Origin of the sequence: Mucilaginibacter frigoritolerans (assembly GCF_007830615.1) — a bacterium.
Lineage (GTDB): Bacteria > Bacteroidota > Bacteroidia > Sphingobacteriales > Sphingobacteriaceae > Mucilaginibacter > Mucilaginibacter frigoritolerans.
This window is the reverse complement of sequence record NZ_VLLI01000004.1, coordinates 281,533-308,121: the sequence shown is the minus strand read 5'-3', so window position 1 is coordinate 308,121 and position 26,589 is coordinate 281,533. Positions and strand designations below refer to the sequence as shown.

General features: G+C 40.2%; 24 protein-coding genes. 10 read left to right on the top strand and 14 right to left on the bottom strand.

The window, feature by feature from the left end; all coding sequences use genetic code 11:
* Nucleotides 1-13 precede the first annotated feature (13 nt).
* The 10 genes from JN11_RS08910 to JN11_RS08865 form a co-directional block, all read right to left on the bottom strand.
* Nucleotides 14-742 (bottom strand): YoaK family protein, encoded by a 729-nt coding sequence (locus JN11_RS08910; protein WP_144911776.1) that lies wholly within the window; start codon nt 740-742, stop codon nt 14-16.
* Nucleotide 743: 1 nt separating this feature from the next.
* Nucleotides 744-1,433 carry a sulfite exporter TauE/SafE family protein gene (locus JN11_RS08905; protein WP_144911774.1) on the bottom strand — a complete coding sequence of 230 codons (690 nt, stop codon included), beginning with the start codon at nt 1,431-1,433 and terminating at the stop codon, nt 744-746.
* A complete protein-coding gene (locus JN11_RS08900; RefSeq protein WP_144911772.1) occupies nt 1,430-1,852 on the bottom strand; it encodes a FixH family protein in 423 nt (140 codons plus the stop codon). The genes JN11_RS08905 and JN11_RS08900 overlap by 4 nt, the downstream gene beginning before the upstream one ends.
* Nucleotides 1,853-1,856: 4 nt before the next feature.
* On the bottom strand, nt 1,857-3,224 hold the full coding sequence (gene ccoG / locus JN11_RS08895) for a cytochrome c oxidase accessory protein CcoG (RefSeq protein ID WP_144911770.1): 1,368 nt from the start codon (nt 3,222-3,224) through the stop codon (nt 1,857-1,859).
* 14 nt (nt 3,225-3,238) lie between these two features.
* Nucleotides 3,239-3,793, bottom strand: coding sequence for a c-type cytochrome (locus JN11_RS08890; RefSeq protein ID WP_246138970.1), 555 nt, complete (start codon nt 3,791-3,793; stop codon nt 3,239-3,241).
* Between the two features lie 59 nt (nt 3,794-3,852).
* Nucleotides 3,853-4,164 (bottom strand): hypothetical protein, encoded by a 312-nt coding sequence (locus JN11_RS08885; protein ID WP_144911766.1) that lies wholly within the window; start codon nt 4,162-4,164, stop codon nt 3,853-3,855.
* Nucleotides 4,161-4,352, bottom strand: coding sequence for a hypothetical protein (locus JN11_RS08880; protein WP_144911764.1), 192 nt, complete (start codon nt 4,350-4,352; stop codon nt 4,161-4,163). The genes JN11_RS08885 and JN11_RS08880 overlap by 4 nt, the downstream gene beginning before the upstream one ends.
* Before the next feature lie 4 nt (nt 4,353-4,356).
* Complete coding sequence (ccoN, locus tag JN11_RS08875) at nt 4,357-6,483, bottom strand: cytochrome-c oxidase, cbb3-type subunit I (protein WP_144911762.1); 2,127 nt, start codon at nt 6,481-6,483, stop codon at nt 4,357-4,359.
* Nucleotides 6,484-6,568: 85 nt separating this feature from the next.
* The gene (gene ccoS, locus JN11_RS08870; RefSeq protein ID WP_144911760.1) at nt 6,569-6,730 is read right to left on the bottom strand and encodes a cbb3-type cytochrome oxidase assembly protein CcoS; all 162 of its coding nucleotides are present in this window, start codon (nt 6,728-6,730) and stop codon (nt 6,569-6,571) included.
* On the bottom strand, nt 6,727-9,117 hold the full coding sequence (locus JN11_RS08865; protein ID WP_144911759.1) for a heavy metal translocating P-type ATPase: 2,391 nt from the start codon (nt 9,115-9,117) through the stop codon (nt 6,727-6,729). The genes ccoS and JN11_RS08865 overlap by 4 nt, the downstream gene beginning before the upstream one ends.
* 311 nt (nt 9,118-9,428) lie before the next feature.
* On the opposite strand from JN11_RS08865, the gene JN11_RS08860 reads away from it, so the two are divergent.
* The 10 genes from JN11_RS08860 (at nt 9,429) to JN11_RS08820 (ending at nt 16,160) form a co-directional block, all read left to right on the top strand.
* Complete coding sequence (locus JN11_RS08860; RefSeq protein WP_144911757.1) at nt 9,429-10,166, top strand: DUF542 domain-containing protein; 738 nt, start codon at nt 9,429-9,431, stop codon at nt 10,164-10,166.
* A 49-nt stretch (nt 10,167-10,215) separates the two neighbouring features.
* Nucleotides 10,216-11,997 (top strand): hypothetical protein, encoded by a 1,782-nt coding sequence (locus JN11_RS08855; RefSeq protein ID WP_144911756.1) that lies wholly within the window; start codon nt 10,216-10,218, stop codon nt 11,995-11,997.
* A 139-nt stretch (nt 11,998-12,136) separates the two neighbouring features.
* A complete protein-coding gene (locus JN11_RS08850) occupies nt 12,137-12,460 on the top strand; it encodes an ArsR/SmtB family transcription factor (protein ID WP_144911754.1) in 324 nt (107 codons plus the stop codon).
* A gap of 4 nt (nt 12,461-12,464) precedes the next feature.
* Nucleotides 12,465-12,932: an SRPBCC domain-containing protein gene (locus JN11_RS08845; protein WP_144911753.1), complete on the top strand. Its 468-nt coding sequence runs from the start codon at nt 12,465-12,467 to the stop codon at nt 12,930-12,932.
* Between the two features lie 7 nt (nt 12,933-12,939).
* Nucleotides 12,940-13,323: a DoxX family protein gene (locus tag JN11_RS08840; RefSeq protein ID WP_144911751.1), complete on the top strand. Its 384-nt coding sequence runs from the start codon at nt 12,940-12,942 to the stop codon at nt 13,321-13,323.
* A 59-nt stretch (nt 13,324-13,382) separates the two neighbouring features.
* Nucleotides 13,383-13,820 (top strand): VOC family protein, encoded by a 438-nt coding sequence (locus tag JN11_RS08835; protein ID WP_144911749.1) that lies wholly within the window; start codon nt 13,383-13,385, stop codon nt 13,818-13,820.
* A 120-nt stretch (nt 13,821-13,940) separates the two neighbouring features.
* Nucleotides 13,941-14,519 carry a YdeI/OmpD-associated family protein gene (locus tag JN11_RS08830; RefSeq protein WP_211360704.1) on the top strand — a complete coding sequence of 193 codons (579 nt, stop codon included), beginning with the start codon at nt 13,941-13,943 and terminating at the stop codon, nt 14,517-14,519.
* A 57-nt stretch (nt 14,520-14,576) separates the two neighbouring features.
* Nucleotides 14,577-14,930, top strand: coding sequence for a bleomycin resistance protein (locus tag JN11_RS24640; RefSeq protein ID WP_211360703.1), 354 nt, complete (start codon nt 14,577-14,579; stop codon nt 14,928-14,930).
* A gap of 9 nt (nt 14,931-14,939) precedes the next feature.
* On the top strand, nt 14,940-15,512 hold the full coding sequence (locus JN11_RS24635; protein WP_211360702.1) for a YdeI/OmpD-associated family protein: 573 nt from the start codon (nt 14,940-14,942) through the stop codon (nt 15,510-15,512).
* A 228-nt stretch (nt 15,513-15,740) separates the two neighbouring features.
* On the top strand, nt 15,741-16,160 hold the full coding sequence (locus JN11_RS08820; RefSeq protein ID WP_144911747.1) for an acyl-CoA thioesterase: 420 nt from the start codon (nt 15,741-15,743) through the stop codon (nt 16,158-16,160).
* Nucleotides 16,161-16,279: 119 nt separating this feature from the next.
* Here JN11_RS08820 and JN11_RS08815 read toward each other — a convergent pair whose 3' ends face one another.
* The 4 genes from JN11_RS08815 to JN11_RS08800 form a co-directional block, all read right to left on the bottom strand.
* Nucleotides 16,280-19,855, bottom strand: coding sequence for a VCBS repeat-containing protein (locus JN11_RS08815; protein ID WP_144911746.1), 3,576 nt, complete (start codon nt 19,853-19,855; stop codon nt 16,280-16,282).
* Between the two features lie 225 nt (nt 19,856-20,080).
* On the bottom strand, nt 20,081-21,853 hold the full coding sequence (locus JN11_RS08810; protein WP_144911744.1) for a RagB/SusD family nutrient uptake outer membrane protein: 1,773 nt from the start codon (nt 21,851-21,853) through the stop codon (nt 20,081-20,083).
* Nucleotides 21,854-21,880: 27 nt separating this feature from the next.
* Complete coding sequence (locus tag JN11_RS08805) at nt 21,881-25,105, bottom strand: SusC/RagA family TonB-linked outer membrane protein (protein WP_144911742.1); 3,225 nt, start codon at nt 25,103-25,105, stop codon at nt 21,881-21,883.
* Between the two features lie 255 nt (nt 25,106-25,360).
* On the bottom strand, nt 25,361-26,578 hold the full coding sequence (locus JN11_RS08800; protein WP_144911740.1) for a multiheme c-type cytochrome: 1,218 nt from the start codon (nt 26,576-26,578) through the stop codon (nt 25,361-25,363).
* Between the last annotated feature and the right edge of the window lie 11 nt (nt 26,579-26,589).

The following is a 26,589-nucleotide window of genomic DNA, read 5'->3' as shown; positions in this document are numbered from 1 at the left end:
TCAAAAAAGTGATTTAAGGCATTCTGTGGCTAAGTATCCTGTAATAATGCTGTATCCTGATACGGAAGATGTCGCCTAAAAGGGCAAAAATTAATAAAACAACGGGGATAAAAAACGAGTAAAAATTAAGATACCTAAACATGTATGCACCAGCTAATGCCCCTGTCATAAAGAAAAATATAATGGTTGAGCGCAGTTTTATTTTGGAGTACAATATGCGCTTGTCCTGGTTTTTTTGAAAAATTTGTCCAAGTTCAATACCCAAATCAGTAAAAGTACCGGTAAGGTGAGTTGTTCGTACTACTGAGCCTGATATCATTGACACCAGCGAGTTTTGTAAACCCATGGCAAACAACAAACTGCCAGCAAATACCTCTTTAGCTACAAGCGAACCATTGTACTTATAGCCAAAACCAGCTACAGAAGTTAATATGGCAATTTCGATTAAGATGGGAATAACGTATGAAAATCGTTGATTTTTACCGATTCTTGAAATAATAAGACTTGAAACAAATGCGCCCGCTAAAAACAGACACATCCATAGCGCCACTACGCGGGCTGTTTTCCAATCCTGCTGGGCAATTCTTTCGGCAAACAGGGCGGCATGGCCCGTAACGTTTGTTGTAAGTACCGAAAAAGCTAAAAAACCTGCAGCATTTACAAAACCAGCGGTTAAACCGAGCAACGAAGCCAGTTTTATGTTATGCTTGTTGGTTCGTTTAGTACCAAGATGTCTGAGCATTTTAGCGGCAGTTACTTATTCCTGATGTTTGTTTAGCAGGACTAAGATACGGGATATTTAAATTTAATCCCCGTAGTATAAACCAAAAGCCCAGGCAAACCATAAGGTAAGGCATTACCCTATTTATACGCCGCCTGAATACCGGACCGGCAAAGCCCGAGCTAACCGTAGCCAATAACATAAGCGGAAAAGTACCTAAGCCAAAAAACAGCATATATTGTGCTGCGCTTATGGGGTTTGGGGTATTAATGGCTCCTGCCATTGCCAGGTAAACAAAACCGCAGGGTAAAAGACCGTTTATTAGTCCTATAACAAAATGGCCCCCACGATGTGTCAGTGCATAGCTTAATAGTTTATTTACCGGGGCAAATATTGCCGGGAACATTTTTGCCCGGGATAATTTTATCTTAAAAAGCCTTGAAAAGCCTGCCATAATAATAAATAGGCCACTGGCCACGCTTATACCTTGCTGAAAACCATAAACCCACAGCTGCCTACCAATGAGTCCAATCAATAACCCTAACAAAGAATAGGTAATAATGCGGCCAAAATTGTAGAGCGTTTTATCAATTAATATAAGCCACCATTTATTTTCAAAAACAGGAACAGCAAATGCGAGCGGACCGCACATGCCTATGCAATGAATACTGCCAAACAGCCCTATAAAAAATGCAATTGTGTTACTGTTCATCTTACATAAACCTCTTTCTGGTACAAATAATCCTTATTACCGCTTTTCCAATTGAATACTAACTGCCATTTACCCCTGGCCATGTTTTTGGTAATAATTTCAATAGCCTTACCGCCCTTGTTATCAAGCGGAAATAAAGCGTCTTTAGCATCGCTTGAGGGCCGCATGAAATTCACCTGCCCTTTTATTATCTGTGGAAATATAAATCTGATACAGCAGGTATCCATTACTATTGACGGTTCTGCATGGTCTCTGGTTACTTGCATTTCGCGACTGTAATCATGGTCAAAATTAAGGCCGTCCTCATAATACTGATGATCATAATCATCCGCAGGGGCCTTGAACATAAAATACCCCATACCACAAATAAATAATACAAATACTAATAAGATAGCTACTGTTGCTTTTCCCCAATTCATGATTTTAATTGTTTACTGGTCCTACAAACGTTGTAGTTACGGTTTGGATAATTTTGTTGCCTGATATAAGCTGCAAGCGCACATCAGTCTTTAACGACTGTAGCTTATTGGCCGGGATAAAAACAAAGAACACTGTTTTTACGTCACTGCCCTTAGCCACTACCCCCGGCGCCTGTATGTATTTTATTTTCACATCCGGATCTTCCGGCTTTAAAGTAACCGATCTGCTGCTGTTGGCTTTATTGGTTATATCAGCATTATAAATGTTACTGATGTAACCATTCGGCTGCTCCTGGTATAACATACCAGCACCGCGCATCACTGTTATATCCATATCCTTCCGGCTAAAAATAAAATAGGATAATACTACCAGCAGTATAAGTATAACCCCACTATATCCAGCCATCCTTATATTAAAAGTTGGTTTCTTTTTGGCGCGGATCATATCTTCCGAAAAATAGCCAATCAGGTTACGCGGCTTATTAATTTTGTCCATTACTTCATCGCAGGCATCAATGCAGGCTGTGCAGTTGGTGCATTCCATCTGTGTGCCCTTTCTAATGTCGATACCTGTTGGGCAAACGGCCACGCACAAACTACAATCAACACAATCGCCCTTTTGCAACAAGCCGGTTTTATCCAGCTTACCGCGAGGCTCGCCCCGTACATCGTTATAGGCAACAACTAGTGTATGCTCATCTGTTAACACGCCCTGCAGCCTGCCATAGGGGCAAATTACGGTGCAAACCAGCTCACGCACCTGGCTGTAAACCAGGTAAAACACAATGGTAAAAACCCAGATACTGAAGAAACCTACCCAATGCAGGTTTACCGGCTCAACTATTATTTTTACTAAACTTTCGCTACCAATAATGTAGGCCAAAAAAGTATTGGCTATTAAAAAAGATATAATGATGAATAAAAAATGCTTGAGCACTTTTTTCCATATCTTATTGTTGTCCCAGGGGCCAGCATCCAGTTTTTTACGTTGATTGGCATTACCTTCAATCCATATTTCTATTTTACGGAAAACCATTTCCATAAATATGGTTTGAGGGCATATCAAGCCACAAAATATACGGCCAAAGGCAATGGTAAAAAGCACTATGCATACTACAAATACCAGCGAGGCTATCATGAATATGAAAATATCCTGTGGCCAAAACACCTGTCCAAGCAATACAAACTGTCTGTCAATTACATTCAGCATCAGCATTGGCTGGCCGTTTATGCGGATAAATGGCCCACTAAAAAACAACACCAGGTAAACGTAGCTCAGCCAGCTTCGCCACTTATAGTAAACACCTTTACGGATTGAAGGATACATCCATTTCCGTTCACCATTCTCTTTCGCCGCTAATAATCCATTCATTTTTTTTAAGCCAATTAGCTATTACTATTGGCCTTTTTTACCGTTGATGATACATTGCTGTCTATTTCTTTTTCCCCTTGCGGTGCTTTAGGGTTAGGCGGATTTGACCCATGTAATGATTTTACATAGTTTACTACATCTGATATTTGTTTGGGAGATAAAACCTTTTCCCAGGTTGGCATACCTTTACTTAATACACCGTATTTAACTGTTTTAAACAAGTCGTTAACTTTACCACCATGCAGCCAGTAGTCGTCTGTGAGGTTAGGGCCTACTACGCCTTGGGCATGATCGCCGTGGCAGGCCACACAGTTTTGTTTGAATATAGCCGCTCCAGAAGCAATAACTGCTGGATCATGCGCCAATTTAACTGTGTTTTCATCTACCTGATTAGCTGCTTTACTTAGATATAACTTTTTAGCGATATCTGCCTGAGCCATTTCGGTTTTATATTCGTCATATTGCAGCTGCCCGATATGAAACACATGGTAATTAAGCAAATAACAAACCCCGAAAACTATAGTTGCATAAAACAGGTACATAAACCAACCTGGTATGGGGTTATCCAATTCCTGTATCCCGTCATAATCATGCTGAATCAGAATCTCATTTTCTTCTGATAGCGGCCTTAAATCGAGTAGTTTATTCCAAACCTCGCCTTTGGGCTTAGCCTCTTTTTTACTTTAACTGGGTTCATTTCGGCAGCAATCTGGGCATTGGTATAACCTTCTGATTTTAATACCAGCCTGGTTAATACCCTGAAAGTACTCAGCAAAACCAGCATCACCACAATAAACAGTATCAGCATGGCCACAACGGCGCCAAAACCGATATAGTTTTCTAAAGTGGGAGACAGCAGGTTGTGATCATCAACTTCGGCAAATGCTGGAGTAATTCCCATGCATAAGCTAATTAATACTATCGCACGTAAATATTTCATAGCTGTAAGGTTTGTGTTGAATCTATTGTGCTATCCTCTAAAGGCAATGCACTCATATGATCCAAGTGTTTCTTTTTAGTGATAAATAACAGGAAGGATACTACTACGAAGAATACCAGGAATATCCATAGCGAGAAAATCAGATACATCTCTTTTCCCGAAACATCTTTTACAAATTGATCAAACATGTGCTTAATTATTAGAGGTTGTTTTATCTGCTTTAATATCCTGACCCAATCTTTGCAGGTAAGCTGTAATGGCTATGATTTCCTTACGGCTCGAAACCTTTATATGGCTTTGTGCCAGATCCACTGCTATACTTTTTGCCTGTACATCCAGATCGTGGTTGGCCTTGTATTCATAACCAGCCGGATATGGAACACCAATTTTGCGCATAGCATTTATCTTAGCTATGGTAGTGGTGGTATCCAGGTTCTGGGTTATCAGCCAATCATAATCAGGCATAATACTTCCCGGCGACATTAAGCGCGGATCCATCAGGTGGTTATAGTGCCATGCATTAGGATATTTACCACCTACACGAGCCAAATCAGGTCCTTTTCGTTCTGATCCCCAAAGAAATGGGTGGTCATAAACAAATTCGCCAGCTTTACTGTATTGTCCATAACGCTCCGTTTCAGACCGGAACGGTCGTACTGTTTGCGAGTGGCAACCCAAGCAGCCTTCTCTTATAAAAAGGTCTCTTCCCTGTAATTCAAGCGGGGTATAAGGTTTTACACTGGCAATTGTTGGAATGTTTGATGATATGGTTAATGTAGGCATCAACTCAACAAATGATCCTATTAAGATAACTACCAATGCTACCATCATAAATTGTATAGGCCTGCGTTCCAACCTGCGGTGCCAGCTGTTTTCTCTAACAATAGTACTCACCGGCTCTAACGGCATTGCCTGTGCAGCTTCGTTTGCCACCAATTTACCTTGTAATGCTGTGCGGGTAAGGTTATAAGCCATTACTATTACACCTGTTAAATACAAGGTTCCACCTAATGACCGTGTTACCCACATCGGTACAATGCGCAATACGGTTTCTAAAAAGTTATATTTTAATATGCCTTCGGGAGTAAATTCCTTCAACATCAATCCCTGAGTAAAACCTGCCCAGTAAAGAGGTATCACATAGAATAAGATACCAAGTGTGCCAATCCAGAAATGGAACGATGCCAGTTTTTTGGAGTATAGCTGCGTATTGTAAATACGTGGTATTAACCAGTATAATATGGCAAAGGTTAAGAAACCGTTCCAGCCTAAAGCACCCATGTGTACATGTGCTATAATCCAATCAGTAAAGTGCGCTATGGCGTTAACCTGTTTTAATGCCAGCATTGGCCCCTCAAAGGTGGCCATACCATAGGCCGTTAAGCCAACCACCATAAATTTAAGCGTAACATCATCACGCACCTTATCCCATGCACCACGGAGCGTTAACAAACCGTTGATCATACCACCCCAGCTTGGAGCAATCAGCATGATAGAGAAAGCAACACCCAATGATTGTGCCCAACCTGGTAATGTGGTATATAATAAATGGTGCGGGCCAGCCCATATATAAATAAATATAAGCGCCCAAAAGTGTAGTATACTTAGTTTGTACGAATAGATTGGCCGATTTGCCATTTTCGGCAAAAAGTAATACATCATACCCAAATAAGGCGTAGTAAGGAAAAATGCTACTGCATTGTGCCCGTACCACCACTGCACCAGGGCATCCTGTACACCGGCATAAACCATGTAGCTTTTCCAGAAAGTAACCGGTATTTCAACAGAGTTTACAATGTGCAGCACTGCAATGGTTACAAATGTGGCAATGTAAAACCATATAGCTACATAAAGGTGCCTTTCGCGGCGTTTAAATATGGTGCCAAACATGTTCCAGCCAAACACTACCCATATAACGGTAATGGCAATATCAATTGGCCATTCCAGTTCGGCATATTCGTGCGAGGTGGTAATACCCAGTGGCAAAGTAATAAGGGCACTCACTATTATAAGCTGCCAGCCCCAAAAGTGTATGGCGCTTAGGGTATCGCTGTACATACGTGCTTTTAGTAACCTTTGCAACGAATAATAAACGCCCATAAAAATGGCGTTACCAACAAATGCAAATATTACCGCATTGGTATGTAAGGGTCTGATCCTTCCAAATGTAGTATACTGGTTGTGCAAATTAGCACCCGGATAATACAATTGTATAGCTATCAAAAGACCTATAGTCATCCCTGCTATCCCCCAAATAACGGTAGCTATACCGAAATTCCGGACGATCTTGTTGTCATAGTAAAATTTTTCAGGCTGCATAAATTGTTCTTTGTTTATCGATGTAAAATTATTGAGGGTATTTGAATGACAGAATGATGACAGTTGTCATCAAAAGTGATTTAGATCATTTTTCATCCACTTCCGACTCTTTATCATCCAACAGGATTCGTATGGAGGGTGTGTATAAATCATCGTTCTGTCCACTTTGCTGGGCCCAAAAAAATGCGCCCAAAAAGATCAGCGCCAGCAGCACGCTGCAACCAATCAGAAAATAGATTATACTCATATTAATTTTCGCTTTCTGGCTGCCAAATGAGTTGCCAGCGTGGTGAATGAAATAATAGTAACTGTACTTAAAGGCATTAAAATAGCCGCTATCAATGGCGATAACTTACCGCTAACCGCATAGCTTAAACCGATCAGATTATATGTTAAAGAGATAGCAAATGAACAGTGGATTATATTTACCGTATCCTTAGAGAAACGCAGAAAACATGGTAGTTTTTTAAACGACTTGCCATCCATAATGGCATCGCTTCCCGGCGAAAAATTATTTACGTTATCTGTAACGGCTATTCCAAGGTCACTTTGCTTTAACGCACCCGAATCATTAAGTCCATCGCCAATCATCATTACCCTGTTACCTTTCTGTTGCAGGGATTGTATGAAATCTAATTTATCCTGCGGGGACTGGCTGAAATACATTTGATTGTCTGATTTAAAAAACCGTACCAAATCATTTTTTTCATAATCATGATCGCCTGACAGCAGATAAAGCTGATATATTGAATCAAGGGCGGCTACGTCCTGCATTCCGTCCCTGTAATGGTGCTTAATAGAAAAGTACCCCAGGTATTTTTCGTCAATTAAAATATGTACGGCAGTGGTTTTAAATTCCTTATTAACATCGTTAAAAACAAATTCCCTGCTGCCAATAAGTATTTGATGATCTTCTATCCTTGCTACAATGCCTTTACCGGGTATCTCTTCATATTTTTTTACCGGAAGTTTTGATAATGGCCCCAAATACTCACATATCATCCGAGATAAAGGGTGCATAGAATTTATGCAGGCGCCATACACCAATTGCCGCTGAAAGCGGGTTAACTCACCTTTTTGTTCAATGGAATTAGCATCTCCGTTTGTTATGGTTCCGGTTTTATCCATTACTATGGTATCAACACTTGCCATATGTTCAACCACCCCGGCGTTTTTTAAATAAAATAGGTTTCTGTCGAAAATGCTTAGCGCAGCAGCCATAGTAAAGGGAGTACTTAATGCCAGCGCACAAGGGCAGGCAACTATTAATACCGCAGTAAACGCAGCCAATCCGCGCCCCACATTAAAGGGCAGCCAGAAGAGCAGCGAACCAAAGGCAATAGCCAGCAATACAATAATGAAATATTTACTTACCCTTTCGTTAAACGTTTTGGCGCCGGTGTCCTTTTGCCTCGTAAAAGCTTCATTGTTCCATAGCTGGGTAAGATAGCTTTGAGATACAGATTTTACCACTTCCAGTTCAATGGCCTCACCGGTTTGTCGGCCGCCAGCGTAAATTACTTCTCCTAATGTTTTGTTAACCGGGATCGACTCACCTGTTACAAAACTAAAATCGACCATTGCCTGGCCCTTTAATAAAATAGCATCGGCTGGTATAATTTCATTATTGCGGATGATGATTCTTTGACCAGTTTGAAGTTGAGATAAGGGAACTGGCTTTTCAATATCGTTAACTAATACGTTTACAGCCACCGGAAAAAAAGAGCGGTAGTCTCGTTCAAAGGAAATATGATGATAGGTTTTTTGCTGAACAAACTTGCCTATTAGCAGAAAAAACACCAGGCCACAAAGTGTATCTGCAAAGCCTGCTCCGGTATGGGTAAATATCTCAACCACGGTACGCAGAAAAAGTACTGCAATGCCCAGTGCCAGCGGAAAATCAATATTAAGAACGCGTTTTCTTAAATTATTCCATGCAGAAACAAAGTATTCGCGCCCGCTGAAAAACACCACCGGCAAGGAAAACACTACATTAAGATAGCCGAAAAAATGTTTGAAATTCTGTTCGTACGACGAGAGCCCGAAATATTCAGGAAAGCTCAATAGCATTACATTACCAAAGCAAAATCCGGCAACAGCAATCCGTTGTACGATGTTGCCTTTTTCGGCTTTATTTTGTTCTTTAATAACATCCTGCAAGCTAATCAGCGGCTCATATCCTATATCGTAAAGCTGCTCAACCAATTGCTGTAAACTCATCTGGTTTTGGTCAAACCTTACTACCAGTTGTTTTTTAAGAAAGTCGACTCTGGAATAATGAACAGCCGGATTAAAGCGATTTAACTGTTCCAGCAACCAAAGGCATGAACTGCAATGAATATGCGGAATATAAAAACTAACAATGGAGATGCGATCATCAGCATAATCTAACAGCGCGTTTATAATAGTTGGATCACTCAGGTAATCAAACCTTTTATCAACCCTAACGCGGTTTGCACCGGGATGATCATTATAGCTATAGTAATTGCATAGGCCAGAATCGGCTAAAATATGATAAACGCTTTCGCAGCCACTACAGCAAAATTGTTTATCATCAATGCTGAATGAATTGGTCAGACATTCGTCGCCACAATGATAGCAGGTAGTTTTTATCAGCGCTGTTCCTTCTGTCATTTCTTAAAAATTTAATTTGTTCAAAAATGACAGTTAAAGTTTTGCTGTAGAATGATTTTAATTTGTTAAAAAAGTGACCCACATCATTTTTTAACAAATTAAGCAGCCTTATCCTCCACACAAACAGCCCTGATGTGGGCCAAATGCGTTTATTGGCGTATTATCATTAAAATATTTATCGGCATGCCCATTTATAAGTAACCCATTATCTATAAACCTTTCTATTATAATAATTAGCATAAGCTCAATAAGTGATTTTCATCATTTATTGGGACTCCCCCCGTACTTAGCTTTGCCGGCAAATACTTTAAATGGAAGAACCAGATAGTGAAGAAACGATTGGCGAAATAGTTGCCCGGGATTATAGTAAAGCCACGGTTTTTAAAACCCTGGGAATTGATTTCAGTTGCGGTGGTAAATTAACTATTGCAGATGCCTGCAAACAGCATGGACTGGTTGAAGAAGAAGTATTACAGCAACTTAATAACGTAATTGCCCTGTCAGGTATGCCTGACATGGATTTCCAAAGCTGGGACATTGGCTTTATGTGTAAGTATATGATACAACTGCATCATCTATATTTAAAAAATAACACGCCCTTTATTCAGGAGCTTTCACACAAAATATGTAAAACCTATGCTGAAAAACACAGGGAGATTATCCGGATAACTGAAGTTTTTGAGTACACCAGTAACCTGCTGATGCAGAACATGGTTAAAGAAGAACAAAGCGTATTTCCGTACATCATTGCATTAAATAATGCTTATAAAAATGGCTCTATAATTAAAGAAGCCAGTCCTGTTTCTATCCTGATTTACCTTATGGAGGCTGAACATGAAAAGGTTGCTGAAAACTTCAGGGAGCTTCGTAGCCTGACAAATAATTACCAGTTGCCCCAGTATGTTCCACATAGTTATGGCATACTCTATAAAATGCTGCAAGAGTATGAAGATGACGTTTACTTACACCTGCATCTTGAAAACAACATCCTGTACCCCAAAGTTATTCAAATGGAAAATGAAATGATGAAGAAAAAGAATATTGAATAAAACTGAACCCCTCAATTAATTATATCAAAACTATCAATTAAAACATACCATGAGTCATACTTTTCATATCCCGGTTTTGGGCTTGGGCTATTCTATTGATACACCGCTAAAAGTTGCCAGATATGGCATTTCGTCCGTAATGTCTGTTGTTGATGATGAACTTATAGAAAGGATGCGTGAATATCATGCCCAACTAAACCATGAGGACTATATACCAATATTAAAGAATGAGCCAGATTTCCGGGCAAAACGCATCACAGCTTACCTTAACATGGTTGCCAGGTTAGTTGACCAACAGTTTCAGCAATTAAAACAACTGCCTTTTGAAGCAGGGAATGACCTTTGCCGATATTTTGAGTTGCTGCCTGAAAATACAAGACTGAAACAAGGTTACGATTTGATGATGGATTATCCCGATGATAGCCAAAAACAGTTATTTCAGGACCTGCTTAAGAGCGAAATGACCAAAGGCTCCATTGATGTTAACATCATGGCTAAAGTAGATAAGATGAACTATGACGCTGAAGGGCTATCCATTGGTGATCAATATACCGATGCGTTGGCGGCATTGCGCGGATTTGCAGAAAGCAAACTTGAATCGGCAGTTATTTTATCTGCCGGCATGAACCCCAGACTTTACAGCTACCTGGAATCATTTAATGATTTCTTTCCCGACAGGAAGGGGCATATCAGGAAAAGAATTATTTTAAAAGTAAGTGATTTCCGTTCTGCTTATATCCAGGCTAAGTTTCTGGCAAAAAAAGGACTTTGGGTATCCGAGTTCCGGGTAGAATCAGGGCTGAATTGCGGTGGGCACGCCTTTGCCACGGAAGGTTTCCTTTTAGGGCCGATACTGGAAGAATTTAAACAAAAGCGCAATGAAATGCGCGATGAACTTTTTCAGAGCGTACAACTAGTATTACAGGAAAAGGGAATTGTTTGCGATTTGGCACCAAAGCAAAACCTGAGCGTACAGGGCGGAATAGGTACCGCCGCAGAAAACGAGTTTTTGCTGCAGCACTACCAGGTTGATGCTACCGGCTGGGGCAGCCCTTTTTTGCTGGTACCCGAGGTTACCAATGTTGATAAGAGCACGCTTTTACAATTGGAAAATGCCAGAGAAGATGACTTTTACCTGAGCGGCTCTTCGCCATTGGGTATCCTTTTTAATAACTTTAAAAATAGCACAGCGGAGGCCCAGCGTTTAAAACGATTGGAACATAATCGGCCCGGCAGCCCCTGTACCAAGAAGTACCTGTGCACCAATACAGAATTTACGGAACAGCCCATCTGTATCGCTTCGCGCGAATACCAGCATTTAAAAATCAAGCAATTACAAACACTTGATCTTCCCGAACCGGATTATCAAACCCAGTACCAGGAAATAACAGAAAAAATATGCCTGTGCGAGGGTCTTTGTGCATCAGCCTACCTGAAATATGATTTGCTGAAACCCAGGGAAAATAAAGCAGTAGCCATTTGCCCCGGTCCTAACCTGGCCTATTTTTCCAGGAGCTATTCATTAGATGAAATGGTGAAGCATATTTATGGAACAACCGACTTGCTTGACAAGATAAAACGGCCCCATATGTTTATAAAGGAGCTTAACCTGTATATCAATTATTTGCAGACAGATCTGCAAGCGCAGTTGAGGGATTTGAATGAGAAAAAGAAAAAACAACTATCAAAATTTAAAATACAATTACAGGAAGGCATTAACTATTACAAGGCCTTATTTACCGCACCAACTGATACCACCACCCAGATTTTGCAAAACTGGATACAGGAATTAACTAATTCTGAAATACAGCTAAGCGGTATACAGGTTTAAAAAAGTTTAAGCGCAAAATTTAATTAAAAGCAGCTGTTTAACACGGCTGCTTTTTTTATGGTATATAAGATAAAATATGTGAAAAAAAAATTGCGTAGTTAAATAACTACATTTATATTTGTAGTCAAATAACTACATAATGAATTTAAGACGAGACGTATTTCAAGCCTTAGCCGACCCTACCCGAAGGGCCATATTGCTATTGGTGGCTTCGCAATCTCTTACAGCAGGAGCAATAGCCTCAAACTTTGATACCGCCCGACCGACAGTTTCCAAACATCTGCAAATACTTACCGAGTGCGAATTATTGGAACAAAAACAAAACGGCAGAGAAATTCACTACCATATTAATGCAAAAAAGATGAAAGAAGTAGCCGACTTTATTGAACCCTTTCGCAATATGTGGGATGACCGCTTTAATAAACTGGAAAGCATCATGAAAGAATATCAAACCAGGAAATAAAATTATGGAACGAAAAACAAAGGTTACTGCCGAAGATGGCAAACACGATATATTGATTATCCGGGAGTTTGATTTGCCGCTGGACTTACTTTTTAAAGCATATGCCGAACCAGAACTTGTTGAGCAATGGATGGGCACAAAAGTACTGAAACTGGAGAGTAAAAAACATGGCAGCTGGGAGTTTGAAACAACCGATGCAAAAGGAAATGTTGCAATGCGAGCCAGCGGAGTGATCCATGAGTTTATTCCTAACCAGAAGATAATCCGCACATTTGAAATGGCCAATACTCCTTTTGGTGTTCAGCTGGAGATAACGGAGTTTGAAAAGCTAAGTGATGACACCAGCAAAATTAATATGCACGTGATATATGAGTCGGTTGCACAAAGGGACCAGTTGCTGAAACTGCCATTTGCCTATGGCATAAACATGGCGCATAACCGGATGGAAGAACTATTAAAAACCTTAAAATAATTATAAAATGGAAAAAAGAAAGCTAATTTGGTATTGGATAATTACCGCAATATTATCCTTTTGCATTTTTTCGGGTGGCTTGGCGCAGGCCTTGCAGGTAAAGGGAGTGGTGCAGGGTTTTAAACCCCTGGGGTACCCAACTTACTTTATCTCTATCATCGGCGTTTGGAAGGTATTGGGCATCATTGCGATATTGATACCAAAGTTTAAATTGCTTAAAGAATGGGCTTATGCAGGCATATTTTTCACCATGACCGGTGCGGTAATTTCGCATATTGCCAGTAATGATATTTCTGTACAGATAATAGCCCCAGTTGTGCTGGCCATTTTTACCGTATTATCATGGTATTTAAGGCCCGCGGATAGAAAAATCAGCACCGTCAATGAATAAAAATTATTAGCGGCGTTAAACAAAAGTCAAAAAAAACCAATTATAAAAACAACATAACCATGGCAAGCGTATCAATTTATTTAAACTTTAATGGTAATGCCGAGGAAGCATTTAACCATTACAAAAAAACTTTTGGAACAGCGTTTTCCAATCCGATAATGCGGTTCAAGGATGCACCGCGACAGCCCGGCGCACCGGAGCTACCAGAAGCTGATCAAAACAAAGTAGCGCATGTGGCATTGCCTATACTTAGCGGCATCCAAATAATGGGAACGGATATGCTGGAAAGTATGGGCCAAAAACTGGTAGAAGGCAACAATTTCACTATCAATTTGAGTCCCGATACCAAAGAAGAGGCCGACAGCTTGTACAACAAGCTATCGGAAGGCGGAGCGGACAGTGTGGCACCACACGACGAATTCTGGGGATACTGGGGTACTTGTAAAGACCGCTTTGGCATCCGCTGGATGTTCAATATTGTTAAACAGGAGTGGTAGTTGAAATTTAACTATATCATGTAAAAAGTAAATTCGTGGCTTGCCGGAGATCGCTGAAGCAAGCCACGAATATTTTATAAATTACGGTTGTGTAAACAACAAGCTATTACAAAGAACACCATGAATCCAAAGGTTAATTTCTTTTTTGATAAAGCCAAACAATGGCAGGAAGAGTATGAGAAATTGCGAATGATAGCTCTCGACTGCGGCCTTACAGAAGAACTAAAATGGGGTTGCCCATGTTATGTATTGAACAAGCAAAACATTGTTTTAATACACGGCTTTAAAGAGTATTGCGCATTCCTGTTTTTTAAAGGCGCTTTGTTAAGTGATATACATGGCATCCTGATTCAGCAAACCGAAAATGTGCAGTCGGCCCGGCAGATCCGGTTCGCCAACCTCCGGGAAATAATGGATTTGGAGTCCACATTGAAAGCTTATATTTATGAGGCCATTGAAGTAGAAAAAGCAGGCTTAAAAGTGGAACTTAAAAAGACCGAAGATTTTTCGGTTCCCGCCGAATTTCAATATAAACTGGATCATATCCCCGCACTTAAAACCGCTTTTGAAGCATTAACGCCGGGCAGGCAGCGCGGATATTTGTTTCATTTTTCTCAACCAAAACAATCCAAAACCCGCGAAGCAAGAGTTGAAAAATATATTCCGCAAATTTTGGGTGGAAAAGGATTGGATGATTAGTGCAGTTCTGGATTTTTATTGGCAACTATTTGATTTGATACATAATTTAAAAAGAATATGCTTATTAACATCAATCCCAAATTACCCATGCGTGATAAAGCACTTACCAAAGAATTTTATCTGAACAAATTGGGATTTCAGCAATTCGGCAACGACTATGACGGATACCTGATGGTTCAAAAAGACAATATTCAAATTCATTTTTTTGAGTTTAAAGAACTCAATCCAAAAGAGAACTATGGGCAAGTTTATATTCGTACAAATGATATTGATGAATTATACCAATCCATATCGAACAAAAATATAACCATACATCCAGCAGGGCATTTGCAAACCAAACCATGGGGACAAAGAGAGTTTGCTTTGCTTGACCCAGACAGTAATTTGCTGACCTTTGGACAAAGTGTTTAAAAGAATACCGTGAATCCTAAGGTTGATGAATTTTTAAGCAATGCCGAAAAGTGGCAGGCCGAACTGGATAAGTTGAGAAGGATCTGTCTCGATTGCGGACTAACAGAAGAATTAAAGTGGGCGGCTCCTGTTTATACTTTTCGGCAAAGCAATATTGTTGGTATAAATGGATTAAAAGAAAGTTGCGCAATTAGCTTTTTTAAAGGGGCCCTGTTAGAAGATGCCTATAGTATTTTGATTAAGCCCGGCGAGCATACACAGGCAGGACGCTGGATTAAGTTTACCTCTGTGAAAGAAATAACAACATTGGAGCCTATCCTGAAAGCCTATATTTATGAAGCCATTGAAGTTGAAAAAGCCGGTGTAAAATTGGAATTAAAAAAAGAAATTATTATTCCTGAAGAATTTCAAAGTAAACTAAATGCCATTCCAACCTTGAAAGCCGCTTTTGAGGCATTAACACCAGGAAGACAACGGGGATACTTACTTCATTTTTCTCAACCCAAGCAATCCAAAACCCGCGAAGCCAGGATTGAAAAATATATTCCGCAAATTCTGGGTGGAAAAGGGTTGGATGATTAGTGCAGTTCTGGATTTGTTGTGACAACTCCGCCCGTTCAAGGGTCTACACTTGAATGCACATAATAGCGAGCGTCCGCGCTCACGAAAACAAATTTGTGAAATAAGCATTCCTCATATCTGGTTAACATAAAAATTACAGATAAACAACAATATTTATTCCATTATAATCTTAATCTTTGGCGACCGTTAAATACAACAACAGTTACTTGAAACAATACATCATACACAATGGAATACACTAAAACTTATACAGTAAAAAACGAACACATAGACGTGCAGGAAATAATGGATGGCTTATACTATCCTTTTTATATGGAATACTGCCGGCACGATTATATCCGCGAAGTGCTGAGTTTTGACTTTGAGATTGAAGCTAAAAATGGTGTTTATATGGTATTATCCAATTATAGCATCAGCTTTTTAAGATCGTTAAAAAGAGGGGATGAATTTTCGGTTACCTGTACTTTATATAAAGATAAAGCAGGTTTACCTAAGCTGCATTTTAAGCAGTCTATCATTTTCAACAATAAGGTAATGACCAAAGCCGTATTTACCGGAACCTGCGTGCCTGCAACCGGAGGACGGCCCTATCTGCCAACATCTGTACTGGATAAAATTAAAGACGCACCAGTACTTGAAGAAAATTAAATCATTTAATAAAAGGTTTAAGGCTTCCGCATATTAAAAGATGAGCTTCGAATTCCCTAAGGAAGCCGAAGCTCATTTTTATAACCAATTGTACAAGGTTTAAAGAGTAAACCAACAGTCTATTTTCCCACTCTTGATTTATTTTGTGTATCAAAGATCACTATGCTGGTGATGTTATCATCCAGCTTTATAAACCTGGCAGATTGTGATAAAAAGGATGATCCGAAATAAAACTCCTGCTTTTCGGTTTTGCCATTTTTGTATTTAATTATGGCGTAAGCATCAGTTGGTTTAACAGCAATTGTTTTGGCGTGGATGTTAAGCCTAAAAACTTTTAATGAATCTTTATGCTGGCTGGCCGCTAACATAATGTTGCCCCTGGTATCCCGTAGCTGCACCAATGCTTTCCCGTCGCCGGGTATGTAAATACCGCTTTGTAAAATACTTAAGGGCTTAAAGCCGCCTTTGCCGTCGCCTTTTAGCATCAAGCCATTTAGTGCATCATAGCGCCCTATGGATACATCAGTGCCATAATCATTTCCGTTAATAACAACATCTAAGTTTCCATCGCCATCAAAATCACCGGCTTGCATACCGTTCAGGGTCGAAAACTGTGCCTCAATGGGCAATGGGATAAGGGTAAATTTGCCATTTCCATCGTTCCTCAAAAAACATGATTTCAGCATATTGGCTTTAAGCCGTAATGCTCCTTTGCGCTGCTCGGGCGATAATATATCATCCATAGTAGCTACGGCAAATGATTTGTAATTGGTAAATTTCTTTTTAAGGCTGATCATCTGCTTAAACACATCATCTCTTCCATGCACAGGAAACTCCTGTTTTTCGCCATTTTTATCCTTCAAATACAGCGATGGTATAGCATCGTATGCGCCATTATGATCAAAATCGCCGGCAGTAATATAAACCGGGTATTGATCATTGGCTTGGAACAAACTATTCTGCCCAACGTTACCCACAATATAATCCATACGCCCGGTATGCCTGAAATCGCCCGCAACGATAGAATTCCACCAACCCAATTTATCACCAATACCAGATTGAGGTGTTATATTCACAAACTTACCATGTTCGTTTTTAAAGAAGGTTACAGGCATCCATTCTCCCGCCATAATAAGATCAGGCCAGCCATCATTATCAAAATCGGTGAAAATGGCGTCGCATACCAGGCCTATATTTTTTAATCCCGGTGCCACTTCTTTGGTAACATCGGTAAATTTAACGTGACCGTTTTTGCTATCATTTCTGAGAATAATGCTTGAAACAGGTTTTGGGTAACTCCATGGATCAACCCTGCCCGATATAAACAAGTCAAGCTTGCCATCTTTATTATAATCGCATGCCCTTACACACAGCTTGCTGGTATAATTTACGGGCAAAGCATCTGCTGCAAGCGTAAAGTTTCCTTTACCATCATTTAAATATAACCTATCCTGGTATGGCAGGGTATTGGGTTCGTCTTTATAACCACCACTGGCTATATAAAGATCCAACTTACCATCGCCATTGGCATCAAAAAGCAACAGCCCTTCATCAGTAAAGTGTTTGTACGGATCAACTTTGCCCGGTAAAAAGTCACGTTGTTTGAACTTACCGTTTGGCAGTTGCAGAAACACCTGTGTAGGGTAATAATTATCGCCCCCAATTATCAAATCATCTAAGCCATTGCCATCTATATCACCAACGGCCAAAGCAGGGCTATATTCTGATAGCTTATGGGGCAATAACTTTTGAATGTTAAAATCTACAAAATCAATCTTCTTGTTTAAATAATGAAGGCCAAGTGAGTCGGTTACTTCTTTAAAGTAAGCCTTAAAATCAATTTCGGGCTGGCTTAATGTGTAGTTGATGTTAGCATCATCAATACTTACCTTAATTTTCTGATCGGCCTTTATATTTAACAGTTTTTGTTTTTTACCGCCTGGCCATTTAATAACGGCAGAATCAACCAGGCTCACTTTTCCTAATCCAAAGTGGGCCATGGCTTGTACGGTTGACAAATACCCCCTGTAAGGATCATTTTCATATACCTGGTGCTTGCCATGGTTATAATAAATATCAACTATTGCACCCAGGCCATTTATATTTTGCTTGCCGCCTTTAAAGCTGATTTGCAGAAAATGCGCATTATTAACCGTTTTCTTATCATCCCTGGAGGTGTTCCTGTAAATTAAAGCCTCATCATCAATATTGTTAATAATCATGTCCATGGCGCCGTCATTATCCAAATCGGCATACACCGCACCGTTAGAAAACGTTGGAAGATCAAGCCCCCAGTTATCGCTTACATCTTTAAAGGTGAGATCGCCCTTATTTTCAAAGGCATAATTTTTCAATTTAACTTCCGGAATTTGTTCAAGCACCTTCTTTTTAGGAGTGAGCGCATAGGCATCCTGCCGGTAAACCATAAAATCGTGATCAGAATAGTCTTTTCTAAAGCCGTTGGTTATTACAATATCCCTAAAGCCATCGTTATTAAAATCAACCACCAAGGGCGTCCAGCTCCAATCTGTTTGGGCCATGCCTGCCAAAAAGCCAATCTCGCTAAATGCCGGACTACCGATACGCCCCTGCTGCCCCACCCGGGGGCCCTGATTAAGTTGCAGGGTATTACGGATGTACTGATACTGATAGCCAAAAAGATCAAAGCTTTGATAGGTTTGATAGCTATTGGCATTAAGCATCATTTTTTTCCGATAATTGTCGGGAGCGTTCATATCCAGCTCCACCACATCGGGCAGACCGTCGTTGTTAATATCAACCACATCCTGCCCCATTGCATTTAATGAGGTATGCTTAAAATATTCTTTTGAGCGATTGGTAAAAGTACCGTCGTGGTTATTGATGTAGAGAATATTGTCGGAAATAAAATCATCAGATACATAAATATCTTTCCATCCATCGCCATTAAAATCAACCGTTGTGGCGGCATGTCCATATCCCCCCTGATTGATCCCTGCCTTTTGTGAAACATCATGAAATACCGGATGATGCAGAGTGCTATCCCAATCGTTGCGGTACAGCCGCCCGGTATTTATTATTGTACCATGGGTATTAGCCGGACCAAAAACACTGGGATTATATTTTGCGCTGGCGTTGTTAACCGTAAGGTACATGTCCAGGTCGCCATCGTTATCGTAATCAAAAAAACTGGCCATTGTTGATTCGGCAACTATGTCCAAACCATACTCTTTGGCCATATCCTTAAAATGAGGAATACCATCTTTATCCACGCCCTGGTTTACGTAAAGAATATTACGCCTTCTAAGCGAATCTTTATAAATGGTGTTACAGATGTAAATATCAGGCAGACCGTCATTATTAATATCAACTATGGCTACGCCCCGTCCCCATCTGCCCATACCTTCAACGCCTGCTTTTTCGGTAATATCCTCGAACTCAAAATTGCCTTTGTTTAAATACAAGCGGTTAGAAACCATATTACCGGTAAAATAAATATCCGGCAGGCCATCATTATTAAAATCGCCTATGCCAACGCCGCCGCCATTGTAAATATTTACTACATCTAAGGGATTGATGGAGTCGGATTCGGTTATTTTATTATTGAAGTGTATACCCGAATGCGATGATGAAATTTGTTCAAACAGCGTTTTCTTTTTACACGAAAACAAGCCTAATACACAAAGAACAAAAACAATGTTATAAAGATTTTTCATTAAAGATTATGGTACAATTGAGAAACAATAATTGTTATTTCTATTGATTACGATTGATAAAACAGGACTTATAATATATTCAAGTTAATACTTAAAAGCGATTAAATGAGTCTGATTGGGTTATTTAAAGTATTAATGGCAAAAAAGGCCTTCTCAATAAAGAGAAAGCCTTACTTATAAATAAATCAACTAACAACTCGCATTTTATTTAACAGATTTTAATGTTTAATAACCCGGATTCTGCTTTAAGTTTGGATTTAGCCCGATTGCCGCTTGCGGAATAGGCAATATATCATGCCCTGTCGGAAGCGACGTAAACCAAACACCATGAAGCTGACCATCGGCTGTTGGGCCGTATGGATAAGGTTCAGGCAGCAATGAGTTATCTGTATTATAATTGGCATGGATAAACGCTGCGGCTACTCCAGGGCCTGCTCTGCGCAGGTTATAAAAAAGAGAGAAATCACCTGTAAGTTCATGCCTGTATTCGCTCAATACCATTTGTAATGGATCAGTTATTGGCTGGGTAGCTTTACCATCATAAGTAAGTCCATCCTGCACAATTGGATTTCCGGCACCATCAACCGGTGATGCTGAACCACCTGCCAATCCAAGTCCCCATGCTCTGTCTCTAACTATTTTCAAATCAGCCATGGCACCCGGTATATCACCGGTACGTACCTTACATTCGGCCCTGTCCAGTATAATTTCTGCATAACGCAACAATACCTGGTTTTGGGTACCGAAAATTGCTGATGTACCATTGGCACCGGTAAGGTTTGGATCGCGCCATTTTTTTGCACAATAATATCCTGAACGGGTAAGGTCATCACCATACCATGGGTGCTTAAGTGATCCGCAAGAGTTGATGATTTTACCATCATCGCCGGTATAAGTTTGGCTACCTGAAGCAAAACCTGCCTGTACTACCGCATAACCTTTTATGCCGCCCCATTTGGCAATAATACCTTTACTTTGAATGGTATCTCCAGGGCCAATTATGGTAAGTGTTTTACGTCTGTCGCCCGCAGCATAAGAATACCAAAGACCAGGGTTACCGTAATCATAGCCAAAGCCGCTAATTTCATGTGGCCAGCTAAAGTCATCAATCCAGGCTTCTTCACCACCATTTTGCCATCCGCCGTCCCAGCTTGCTGATGCACCTGCCACCAGATCAAATTGAATTTCAAAAAGTGATTCATCATTATTTTGATGATCAAATTCATTTACTTGTTCAAAGTCCTGCAATAAATGATAGTTACTGGTTAACTCCGTATTGTTAAAGGCAGCTAAAGCAGCAGTATAGTTTTTTAACCACATTTGCGCCGCACCTTCATAACCATAGGCTGCGCCTTTGGTGGCACGGCCCAAATCAGCTGCCGGTAAGGTTGATTTTGATAACAATAAGGTTTCTGCCTGTTTCATATCAGCAACAACCTGCGCAAATACCTGATCTTGGGTGCTGCGTGGAGTTAAACCGTTGTTTCCCGGTATTTCCTGTATTTCCAGAGGCACACCACCAAAAGTTCCTGCCAGGTAATAATAGCTCATCCCTCTCAAAAAATAAGCCTCGCCTGTTAAACGGTCTGCTAGAGCAGCTGTTACAACCCCGTTGGCCTTTGCTGTAGCAATAATACCAAAAGCAGCATTAGCACGGCCTATAGCGATGTATGCATTGTTCCAGAAAACAGAAAGGGCAGCAAAATTAGAATTGATGGTATAAGAGTTCCATGCAATATCGGCACCATCATTATACCAGTCATGACTTAAGAAGTTAGCATAATACCAAATTGATTTTTTCAGCAAATCGGCATTTTGGTAACTATCGTAAATACTATTTACCAGGGCCACAACATCCTGCGAGGTAGTGAAGGTAGCTTGTGACGTAGAGTTAAATGTATTTGTCTGCGTTAAAAAGTTCTTTTTGCAGCTAAGTGGGATCACCATTGCCGCGCAAAACACAGCTATAATTGTAAACTTTATCTTGTTGATTTTCATATCCTTAATATTTTATCTTCTCTTTTATTAAAAAGTTACGTTTAAACCAATAGTGAAATACCTTGATGAAGGATAGGTGCCATTATCCACACCGTTTTGTGTAGCATAACCTCCCTGCGCTCCGATTTCCGGATCCAGGCCCTTGTAACTAGTAATAGTGAACAGGTTTTGTGATGATACGTATACCCTTACCTTGGTTAAAGTAAGTTTTCTCGCTAAATCAGTAGGTAAAGTGTAGCCAACAGTTACGCTTTTCAATTTCAGGAAGCTACCGTTTTCAATCCATGCACTTGATGGAACAGAATCACCATAAGAGTTATCGTTATAATATATTTTGGCGTATGTATTGGAGTGATTAGCAGGAGTCCAGGCATTTTGATAATATTCCTGACTGATGTTTTCGATCCCTACGAAACCACGGTTCTGATAGGTTTCCAGGTTACTTTCTTCGTAGTTTAGTATTTTGTTTCCATAAACGCCGTAAAAGTATAAGTTGAAATCCCATGCTTTGTATGATCCGTCAAGGTTAAGTCCACCAAAAAACTTTGGTTGCGGGCTGCCCAAACTTGTTTCGTCACTTGCATCTACGTGGCCATCGCCGTTAATATCTGCAAAGTAGCGGTTACCCGGCCCTGTGGCGCCCATGTAGTAATATTGCACCGCACCACCACTTTTGGCTGCAGCGTTTGCATTTAATGCATTGATTTGAGCCTGTGTTTGAATAATACCCAATGATTTATAACCATAAAACTCACCAAGTGGTTGGCCTATGTTTGTTTCGCTATAAATTGGCCAGCCGTTACCGTTCAAATTAACAGCACCTGTTGGGCTCCCCTGTGGGTTGGTAATAAACGTTGTACCTGAAAGTAAAGAGGTAAGTTTGTTTTGAATTGCCGAAACGGTTAAACCAACCCCAAAATGAAAATCGTTAAAGGCATGGTTATAATTGGCTGCAAATTCCCAACCTTTGTTATCCATTGTACCCACGTTTTTGGTTTCGGATAGATAACCTGTTTGCGCCGGTACAGCAATATTTAACAAGAAATCTTTTGATTTTCTGTTGAACCAGTCAACTGTAAAGGTCAAATCGCCATGTAAAAATGAGAAGTCGGTACCAATGTCGGTTTGGTAATCTGTTTCCCATTTTAAATAAGGATTTGAAGGTTGAATAGCTGCAATACCACCCTGATAAACACCTCCAAAAGGATAACCTAAGTTACCTGAAGTAACAGCTGCTGATCCGTATGAATATAACTGCTGATATTGGTATAGCGGGATAGAACCCTGGTTACCAACTTCACCATAGCTACCTCTTAGTTTAAAGTCAGACAACCAATCGGCATTTTTCAAAAACGACTCTTGTTTAACTTTCCAGGCTACTGCACCACTGGGGAATACGCCATATTTATGACCTTCATCAAATTTTGAAGATCCGTCTCTTCTTACGGTACCCGTAATCAGGTATTTATCATCAAACTTATAAGTTAACCTTGCAAATTGTGATGCCAAAGAATAGATATTTTCGCCATTACCTGTATTTGTACCGGCAATATTAGGATCAAGTTTAACACCGGTATCCTGGCTCAAATCCATAACGGTGTTATTTGGAGGAACACCGCTTCCACCCATGCCCGACCATGTATTTTCCTGTTCAGAAACACCACCCACAAAACTGATGGCATGTTTACCAAAAGTTTTATCGTATGATATAGTGTTTTCCCACAACCACTCAAATGTACTGTTGATGTGTTGGGTGTATAATGCATTTTGTGTTGCACCTGCCAATGATCCGTATTGGTTAACCAAACGATCATCTTCGGGTTGGAAGAAATAGCCATTAAATCCACTAACATTTACACCGGCATTAGTTTTTATTTTAAGCCCATCAATTATGGTAGCTTCTAATGATGAATTGGCTAATAAATATTGATTTATATTCTTATAACGATTAGAATTAATAGTGAATAGCGGGTTGGTATATTTAGCAACATAAGTATAAACCGGGTTATAGAAACCGTAGTTACCCTTGCCATCGCTAATCTGACTGGTTACACTGTTACCACCATCAAGCGTTGGAGGAAGCTGGGCCAATTGCCCTAAAGATCCGGTACCAAAAGGATTATTAGAATTCTGATAATCGTATTTTACGCTTGTTGAAGATTTAAGCCATTTTTTAGGCTGATAATCCAGGTTTTGGCTCAAGCTGATCCTTTGAAAAAAGGAACCCTCTACAATGCCTTTCTGATCATAATAACCCAAAGACGTTGCTGATTGCAACTGCTGATTACCACCACGTATACCTAAGTTATAGCTTTGTGTTAAGCCACTGCGGTAAACAGCGTTTTGCCAATCGGCCTCGGTAAGTGATGATGGGTTGTTCCAGTTTGGTAATACGGTAAACTGTTTTGCCGGATCGCTGGCTTGCTGGGCAAGGGCCAGTGTTGCAAATTGCTGAGCATTAAGAACTTTATACTCTTTTGGTTTGCTTTGAAAAGCATCGTAAGCATCCAGGGTAACCTGCACGCCATCTTTTTTACCTTTTTTAGTGGTTACAATTACCACACCGTTAGCCGCACGGATACCATAAATGGCGGTAGCCGATGCATCTTTCAGTACATCGATAGAAGCAATATCATTCGGGTTAACATTGTTAATGCCTGTACTTACCGGGTATCCGTCAATAACATATAACGGTCCGTTGCCGTATGGCGCTAAACTACCGGTACCCCTTATTAATACCGAAACGCTACCGCCCGGCTGGGCATCGTTATTGGTAACCTGTACACCGGCCGCACGGCCCTGTAAAGATTGATCAACCGATATAACCGGAACCTTTGCTATGGTAGCAGCGCTGATGGAACTTACCGAACCGGTAAGGTCGGTACGTTTTGCTGTACCGTAACCAATTACCACCACTTCATTAAGTGTTTTATTATCTGCACCTAGTGATACATTTAAGGTGGTATTGTTACCTGCGGCAACTTCCTGCGTTGCGAGGCCGACAAAACTGAATACCAGTATGCTGTTTTGATCAGCTTTAATAGAATAGCCCCCGTTAGCATCAGTAACTACCGCAACTTTGGTTTGCTTTACCGTAACTGTTACGCCGGGTAAAGGCAATCCGTTTGAAGCTTCGGTAACGGTACCTTTAACTATCCGGTCTTGTGCATAAGCAGACACACTTATCAGCAAAAAAGATAAGCCCAGTCCAATTAAAGCCACAAAATTTTTAATTTGTAGTTTTTTTCCCATAAAATTTGGCTTGAAGAAGATTTAATAATTGTTGGTTGAACAGTAATTACTTTATGTAACTATTGTAGAATGTGAAATTATAAGAGTTACGATTAGCATTGTAACAAAAATGTTAACGTTTATAGAACAAATGTTAATCGGTACTTTTTTAACAATTAGTGGGCACTTTGAGCACTAATTGCATTTTAAACGCCGTCTTGCCTGTATCTGTAAGCGCTTTTTTTAACCAGGACTAATATTACCGGGTTATTAATCTTATTTAATAGATGCCAGTATTTTTTTCGCTTCCTGTGGGTATATGGCAATATGGTGGGTATGGACAAGAATATCAGGAGATGCAGTTTTATTAATGGTTGGGGCTATTATTGCCTTTGATGGCAAGGCAGGCATATGACATTTTATACAGTTAACTTTAATAAACTGTGCATTTAATGCATTGGCCATTTTACAATAATTATGATTAACCGTACTATGGCAACCAGCGCATTTTTGCGCATACAAAACAATATTTCCACGCTGATTTTGGTGCGTATCATGGCAGGTGGCACAATCCATTTTGCTGTAAATAAAACATTTGCTACTTGCCAGCAGTTGCAGCTGATTTCCGTGAACATCTAAATGGGTGGTATCAACAGCAGCCATATATTCCTGCAGTTTAAATTTTGAAAGCGTATCGCCGGGCCGGAAACCAAAAGTGGATGTAAGCATTGGACTTTTATTACCAGAATGGCACACCGCGCACATATCCAGTTTTTGCGACCGCGACAGGGAGCTATAACTCTTTATAAATTTTGCAGTTTTTATTTTCGGATTAGTTGTTTGAAATGATACATGCTGCGCACCGGGGCCATGGCACCTTTCGCAATCAATGCTGTAAACCAACGAGCTTTTTTCAAATTGTTCAGCAACATTTAACTGCTGGGTAGTATTGGGATCATCACTAATATAAGAAGCATGGCATTCCAGGCAACGCCGGGTAATGGACCGGTCATAATTAATATTTCCGGGAGCATATCCTGGACTTATGAGCCATTGGTTTTGTTTTGAATAATAGGAAACGGGTAACTGAGCCAGGCCATTACCTTTCCAATAAAGGTAGCTTTCTCCTTTTACTCCTCCTAAAACAATATCAAAACGGTGACGTTGTACTTCTTTTCCATTAATGTACAGCGTTTGGAATAAGCCACTGCCGCGCTTTTCCATTACTACTTTTTGTGTCGGACTCAGCGCAAATACGTTAGGGCCCGGGGTAAAACTGCCATGTACCGTATTTTCTGTTGCCTTGCCCGATGCAATGTAATGGGCGGTATGTAAATATGATTTATAAATACTGCTATGACACTTAATACATGCTGCAGACCCTACATACAAATTACCTCTGGGATCCTGATCGGTATGGTTATCCCTGAATTGTAAATAAACAATAGCCAGCAGGGCTGCGCAAATGAGTGTTACAATTATTATTATTTTCATAGAAAAGCTAT